5 protein-coding genes and 2 pseudogenes are annotated in these 7182 nt (G+C 32.1%); all 7 read left to right on the top strand.

Features of this window, described 5'->3' with window-relative positions; translation table 11 throughout:
• Positions 1–350: 350 nt before the first annotated feature.
• On the top strand, positions 351–1931 hold the full coding sequence (locus B5E84_RS19885) for an LTA synthase family protein (protein WP_143469290.1): 1581 nt from the start codon (positions 351–353) through the stop codon (positions 1929–1931).
• A pseudogene (locus B5E84_RS21525) lies at positions 1921–2202 on the top strand (acyltransferase family protein); the annotation flags it as partial. The gene B5E84_RS19885 and the pseudogene B5E84_RS21525, both read left to right, overlap by 11 nt.
• A gap of 19 nt (positions 2203–2221) precedes the next feature.
• The gene (locus B5E84_RS20490) at positions 2222–3004 is read left to right on the top strand and encodes a hypothetical protein (protein WP_242963451.1); all 783 of its coding nucleotides are present in this window, start codon (positions 2222–2224) and stop codon (positions 3002–3004) included.
• A gap of 25 nt (positions 3005–3029) precedes the next feature.
• Positions 3030–4742: a hypothetical protein gene (locus tag B5E84_RS19875; protein WP_087226627.1), complete on the top strand. Its 1713-nt coding sequence runs from the start codon at positions 3030–3032 to the stop codon at positions 4740–4742.
• 207 nt (positions 4743–4949) lie between these two features.
• Complete coding sequence (locus tag B5E84_RS19870) at positions 4950–5924, top strand: glycosyltransferase family 2 protein (RefSeq protein ID WP_087226624.1); 975 nt, start codon at positions 4950–4952, stop codon at positions 5922–5924.
• A 358-nt stretch (positions 5925–6282) separates the two neighbouring features.
• Positions 6283–6999: a diacylglycerol/lipid kinase family protein gene (locus B5E84_RS19865; RefSeq protein ID WP_087226621.1), complete on the top strand. Its 717-nt coding sequence runs from the start codon at positions 6283–6285 to the stop codon at positions 6997–6999.
• 46 nt (positions 7000–7045) lie between these two features.
• Positions 7046–7182 (top strand): annotated as a pseudogene (locus B5E84_RS21450) (phosphoglucosamine mutase); the annotation flags it as partial.

Here is a 7182-nt window from a genome sequence, read left to right as displayed (position 1 = left end):
ATTTTATACCCTTTTGACGGGTTAATTGAGTGATGTTATGGCTGCATGGATCAATTTTCAGATTCATGGTACTGTTATCAATTCAGATACTGTTCCGTGAATAATTTAGGTTAAATATATTTGAATTATATATATCTTTAATTTATACGGTTCAAATTGGACTGATACAGAGAAAAACCATTATTGGTGTTGTTGAATGGGCATGGGACCAGCCAAAGTATTTCTTTTTAACAATCATTACGTTGTTTATAGTGCTAAATATTTTAATTTTATTATTCAAGAAAATATATGCTGTTATTGTACTAGAGATTTTGATAATTTTAATATCATTTATTAATGAATTTAAAATAATGTATCGTGAAAACCCGTTTTTTCCATTAGATGTAGTGTTGTTTGGTGAGGTAAGAAGTATCGCGGATGGACTAGAGCTGCAACTGGATTCGGGAATGATTAAAGCTATAATCATTTTTGTAGGTATCAGTATAATAGTATTTTTAATTGATTGGAAATTTGAGAAATTCCTTCCTATAAAAAAAGGATGGAGTAAATGCTCTATTATAAAAGTAGGATGCTCAATAAGTGTATTTTATATTTTCTTTTTTAGTAAATTTAGTGTGACCAGTTCGGGATTTGATCCAATTAATGATTATGAACAAAAGGGGGTATTAGTTGGTTTTCTTAGCAATATTAAGACATTAATCCCTCCTAAAATGGACGGGTATTCAGCAGAAAGAATAGAGGAAATAATAAAAGAATACCAAGGTGAAAGATTGAAATTTTCTGCAATAGAAAGTAGACCTAATATTATTTTGATAATGAGTGAATCATTCTGGGATATTGAAGAAATTCCAGGTATAGAGTTTGAAAAAGAAATATTTTCTAATCTAAAAGTGTTGAGAGAAAATGCTGTTTCTGGAGAGTTATTAACATCGGTTTATGGAGGCGGTACTAGTGTAACTGAATTTGAGGTATTAACAGGATTTTCCAAACAATTTCTACCCATAGAAATGACGCCGTATTATCAATTACAGGACTTATCAAAGCCATCTGCGTTTTCAATTGCACAATATTTAAAACACTATGGCTATGATACACAGGCAATACATCCATTTTTGAAGGAAAATTATAATAGGAATGTGGTATACCCGAATATGGGATTTGACAGCTTTATTTCTTCTGATGATTTTAGAAAAACTGAATCATTAAGATCATTTATTTCTGACAACACTATGGTTGATAGAATTATCTCAGAATATAATACACATAAAAGCAAAAGTGATGATCCGTTTTTTCAATTTGCAGTGAGTGTACAAAATCATCCGGATTATGCACGCGAAAGATGGGGGAATAATGAAACCATTTCTGTAATAGCACCAGCGTTATCAAAAGAAGCAATAAGCGGGCTTGAAGATTTGGCCACGGGATTATACTATTCAGATCAGTCATTAGGCAGGTTGATAGAATATTTTAGTAATATAGAAGATCCTACAATAATTATTATGTTTGGGGATCATATGTCAAAATTAGGTAATACAGTAGATGAAATATATGTAGATTCTGGATGGTTAGATTCAAATTACAGTAATTGTGATTTTAGTTATGCTACACATAGAACCCCATTTATAGCGTGGAGCAATTATAAAGATATAAGAGAAGAGTGTGGAATTTTTATTAGTAGTTTTTTATTGCCCACAATTTTTGAGATTTATGATCTACGGGGACCGATATGGTTTGATTTTTTGAATGATATAAAAGAAATATGTCCGGGATATTCTTTGAATGTGGCATTACATAATGATGCTGAATATTCCTGTAGACAAACAGAATTAGAGATAGAAACGTATGATAAATATGAATTAATGCAATATGATTTTTTGTATGGTGAAAAAATAGGACAGGAGTTATTTTTAAAAAACAGATATGAAAAATAATATAACAAGTGATAGGAATAGAGTGGATTGGGTAGATATCTTTAAAGGAATTTGTATTATTGCGATGGTTTTAGGACACGCTGGCGCTCCTTTTACTACGTATATATATATGTTCCATATACCTGCTTTTATATTTATTTCGGGTTATACATTTAATGGAGATCAATACTCGGTATTTTCGTATGTAAAGAAAAAAATAAAAACTCTCATAATCCCTTTTTTTAGTGTGAATATTATATTTATAATAATAGTGGGGATAACACAACATATAGGAATATATAATTATTTTTTTGAGCGAGAAACGGGAAGTTTTAGGGAACAAATATTTTTGTTATTTCAGTATTTGGGAACACCGGAATGGGGGGGGAGCTACATGGTTCTTTCCGGTATTATTTATTGTAGAAATTTTCTATATGTGTTTTTATAGAATCAGTAAATTTCTACACAAAGAATTTTGGGCTATGGGATTAGGAATTATATGCAGCTTTTTAGGATGGGCTATAGTTAAACAGCAAATAAAGATACCATTTCAAATGTCGAATTATTTAATCGATCTGGGATTATTGGGGCTACTGTTTTTTGTGATGGGTAGAGCGACGCGAGTTTTTGAGGTGTTTTCAAAAAAAATAGAGCCATTTACCATGATAGTCTTTGCATTAATTATTTGTATATTTTTTGGCGGTTTTTATTTTAAGGGACTCATACCAATGAACTGGCCGACGAGACAATTTGATAGTTTACCTGTTCATATAATAACGTGTTTGTGTTCATTTTATTTGTGTTATAAAGTGTCATGCTGCTTGGGGAAAAATTGGTTAAGTGAAGGATTAAAATACATTGGAAAAAAAACATTTTGTATTTTAGTGTATCATTTCGCAGGTTTTAAAGTAGCTTATTTTATTTTGATTTTATTATCCATACGGCCAGTCGAGGAAATGAGTCATTTAGTGCCAATGTATTCGGCAGCGCCTATTTGGCTATTTGTTTCAATAATTTCAATTGGAGTATGCCTAGTATTATCTAAAATTAGTGAAAAATTTGCGATAGGTAATTACATTATTAATGGCAAATAAATTATACAAGAAAAGGATATTGATTATGAAAGTATCAAGAAAAATGCTAGCTATTTTGTTTGTTTGTGCTTTTTTTGCTGTTGCTTGGGGTGGTGGATTGGCGAATAGTCTAGTTTATGATGATGTGACATTATTGGCAGAGGCTAGATTTGGTAATTATAAAGAATTATTTCATTTTTTTCCGACAATGTTTTACAATGATAGACCAATGAGGGCAGTATTCTTAAAAGTCTTAAATAGTTTGTTTGGCTTGAATTATCAAATATATCATATTATTTTTATATTACTGCATTTACTAAATGTATATTTAGTATATAAAATGGGGGTGTTGCTTTTTGGGTTTGGAGAAAAAAAGAGTGTAGTCAATAAAGAGTATAAAGCTCTTTGCGTTGCGGCTATTTTTGGTATCTATGCACCTACATTAATGGCTGTGTCGTGGATATCCGCAATTGCAGATTTGCTATGTTGCTTTTTTACTGTTGTATCTTTAATCTTTTACTTAAAAGCAAGAAAAGATATAAATAATAAGTACAATGGTTATTTTATGGTTATGTCTATTTTATTCTATTATTTCTCACTTCGATCGAAAGAGATGTCACTTATTTTGCCAGTATTATTATTAATATTTGAAATATGCTGTATGTTTTGGGAAAATAAAAGTGTACGTATAGACATATATTTAATTATACATTTATTGATTATGCTGTTTTTTACGGCAATGCTATTTGCTGGGGGGAGTAGTGAGGTATTAGCGGATAATCCATACTATCAATCATTTTCTCCAATTATCTTATTTAGGAATGCAATAAGATACTTGTTTATTTATTTTGATTGGGGAAATCAGGGATTTATCTTTAACGGGTATAATGGAATGGCACTTCCAGGTGTAATTTTGTTTTGTATTATTTGTATATTTGCATTGAAATTAGCAATTAAGGAACAAAAATATACATTGTTATTAAGTATAATAGCTGTGGGAGTTTCTTTGGCAACAGTATTACCTATGGTTAATATGCAGCATAGACTTTATTTATATATTCCATCCATTTTTGTGGGTATTATGTTTGCGAATTTTGTAGAAGAGGTATCCTTTCTTAGACGATATATTTTTTCGAGGGAAGGGACAGTATTATTTATTTTTTGTATTGTTCTAGCTTATTATACACCTGGTCAAATTGGTTATAGGCAGGGATGGCTACAAACTTGTCAACAGGATAGAGAGCAGTTTAAAGAGGTAATTAAATTGGAAAAGCCAGTTGAAGGTAGTCACATATATGTAAAAGGTGCAGAAGGAGAATATAACATTTATTTTTATGGGCCTGGTAATTCTATCAAATTATTGTTTGATGAACCTAGTTATGATATTAGTTTGGTTAACGAGTTTCCTGATAACCCGGAGATCCCGTATGTATTGTGGGAGTTTGAAAATGGAATAACAAAAGAAGTTTTTCGGGATTCCACACAACCGCAAGATTTAGTGCCTAACATTTTGTCGGTTTATCCTTCTGAAATAATAAAAAGCACAGAGAATGAAAAAATTTTTATAGGAGTGGTTCCAGAGCATATTTTTGATGAATTAGCTGTTTTAATAGATGGGAAAGAATATCCTACAACAATAGGAGAACAGTTTATATCGGTAGCGATATCTAAAGAGGATTTAAAGGATACGATAAAAGTACAATTATTGAATAAAGAAAATATGACAAAATCAAAAAGTACAACTATAATGGTAAAGTAATTAAAAAACCACCATATAAAAGTTAAGTTTAAAATGAAGATGTTTTGAATAAAATGCAAAGATGTACTTCTGATATGGTTGTGTTTTGGAAAATGTATGTTAAAAGAGTATCACACTAAGAGACTGTGATTGGAGTTTTTATACCATACAGACTCTGGAGAAGGTCTATAAACATTACTACTTTATAATTTGAGGAGAGATGAATAAATGAATCGAGAATGTCCTATTTTGTTTCTTGTTATACCTTGCTATAATGAAGAACAAGTTTTACCGATTACAAGCTGTATGTTTGAAAATAAATTAAAAGAGCTTATTGAAGATGGTAAAGTTCAAAAAAATAGTAAGATTCTGTTTGTGAATGATGGTAGCAAAGACAGTACATGGGATATTATCTGTAAATTGGCGAAACAATCAGAATATATCGAGGGGATGTCTCAGAGTAGAAATAGGGGGCACCAAAATGCTGTTCTAGCGGGCTTGATGGAAGCGAGAAAGTACTGTGACATTACAATTACGATTGATTGTGATGGACAAGATGACATTAATGCTATGAATAGTATGGTTGAGGAATATCTTTGTGGGTATGAAATAGTCTATGGTGTGAGAAACAAAAGAGAAACGGATACATTTTTTAAACGTTTTACGGCAGAAACATTTTATAAATTGCTTAATTGGATGGGAGTAGAAGTTGTTTTTAACCATGCAGATTACCGTTTATTATCTAAAAGAGTATTACAAGAACTATCTAAATTTAAAGAAGTTAATATCTTCTTAAGAGGAATGATACCATTGATAGGTTTTGCGAGCACCAGCGTTTATTATGAGCGACATGAAAGGCTTGCAGGAGAAAGTCATTACCCGCTTAGGAAAATGCTGTCACTTGCCTTTGATGGAATTACCAGTTTAAGTATAAAGCCCATTAGGATGATAACGATGATAGGGGCAATTAGTGCATTCTTTAGTTTTGTCGGGATAGTTTGGGCTGTTATAATGAGAGTGATAGGAAATACAGTTAGTGGTTGGGCAAGTATGGTTGGTTTAATTTGTTTATGGGGCGGAATTCAGTTAATGTGTATTGGTATTTTGGGGGAGTATATAGGAAAGATATATCTGGAGACAAAAAGTAGGCCTAGATATATAATAAGTGAAAGGACATATTCAAAAGGCGATGAAGAAGAATAATTGATGATATTAATATGTAAGAAGGTATAGTGCTCTGGTGTTGGAAAATTATAGTTAGATTTCGTATAGTTAAAAGTATTTTGGGCTAAAAAGATGTGCTAAATATTTAGACGGAAAATAGAAAGTTCTTTTTCTATTGATTTTATTTCATAAGTATTGAACCAGCTGTGTTAAAGGATTGATAATGAAACATTTACTATTTATATTCAACTCATTCGCAGGAAAAGCTAAAATACGCACTCAACTATATAGCATTATAGAGTATTATAAACTTCAAGAATATATTACAACGATCTACCCCACCAGTAATCAAGGAGACGGCTATTCATTTATCAGTCAAATGAAAGAGTAATATGATTTGATTGTATGCAGCGGCGGAGATGGTACTTTAAATGAAATTGTATCTGGTTTATTGGATTCTGGGAATGATACGGTTTTGGGATACATTCCATCCGGATCAACAAATGATTTCAGTAAGAGTATGGGGATTTCTGGTGATTTAAATCAGGCCATGGAAATATCCTGCTGCGGAAAGATTTTCAATCTGGACGTGGGATGTTTAAATAATCGTTTTTTTGTTTATGTAGCCGGTTTTGGTGCATTTACAAAGATTTCCTATGCGACTCCGCAGAAGATGAAAAATACATTAGGGTATTTGGCATACCTTTTTCAGGGAATCAAAGAACTGTCAGAATTACACGAATATGATTTAATGATTCGATATGAAAATGGTACGATACAAGGCCGTTATATCGTGGGACTTGTTATGAATTCGTTTTCCATTGCCGGATTTAGAAACCCGACCAGTTCGCTGACAGAGCTTAACGATGGTATATTTGAAGTGATGTTGGTTCGTATGCCGCAAAATATTATCGAACTTCAAAAGATCGTTGCTTCGTTGATGGGGAATCCATTGGATTGCGAATATATTGAATGTTTTCAAGCATCCTATATGGAAATAAATTCAGAGCCAATGGAATGGACTGTAGATGGAGAGTATGGAGGAAAATATGAACATACAGTTATAGAAATCAAAAATAAAGCAATTTCTGTTTTGGTGGGGCAAGAGAATTGATAGAAACATAATATTTTATATGTTTACAGAAAGAGAGGAATTAAGCATGGGCAAGTATTTTGGGACAGATGGTTTCCGCGGGGAAGCCAATGTGGATCTGACGGTGGAGCACGCCTACAAGGTAGGCCGTTTCCTGGGATGGTACTACGGAAAGCGGAATCCGGATGAAAAATGCCGCATTGT

The sequence above is a fragment of the Lachnoclostridium sp. An14 genome, assembly GCF_002160755.1.
Taxonomy (GTDB): Bacteria; Bacillota; Clostridia; order Lachnospirales; family Lachnospiraceae; genus Lachnoclostridium_A.
Note: the sequence above shows the minus strand (reverse complement) of the source record. Positions and strands in the feature narration are given on the sequence as shown.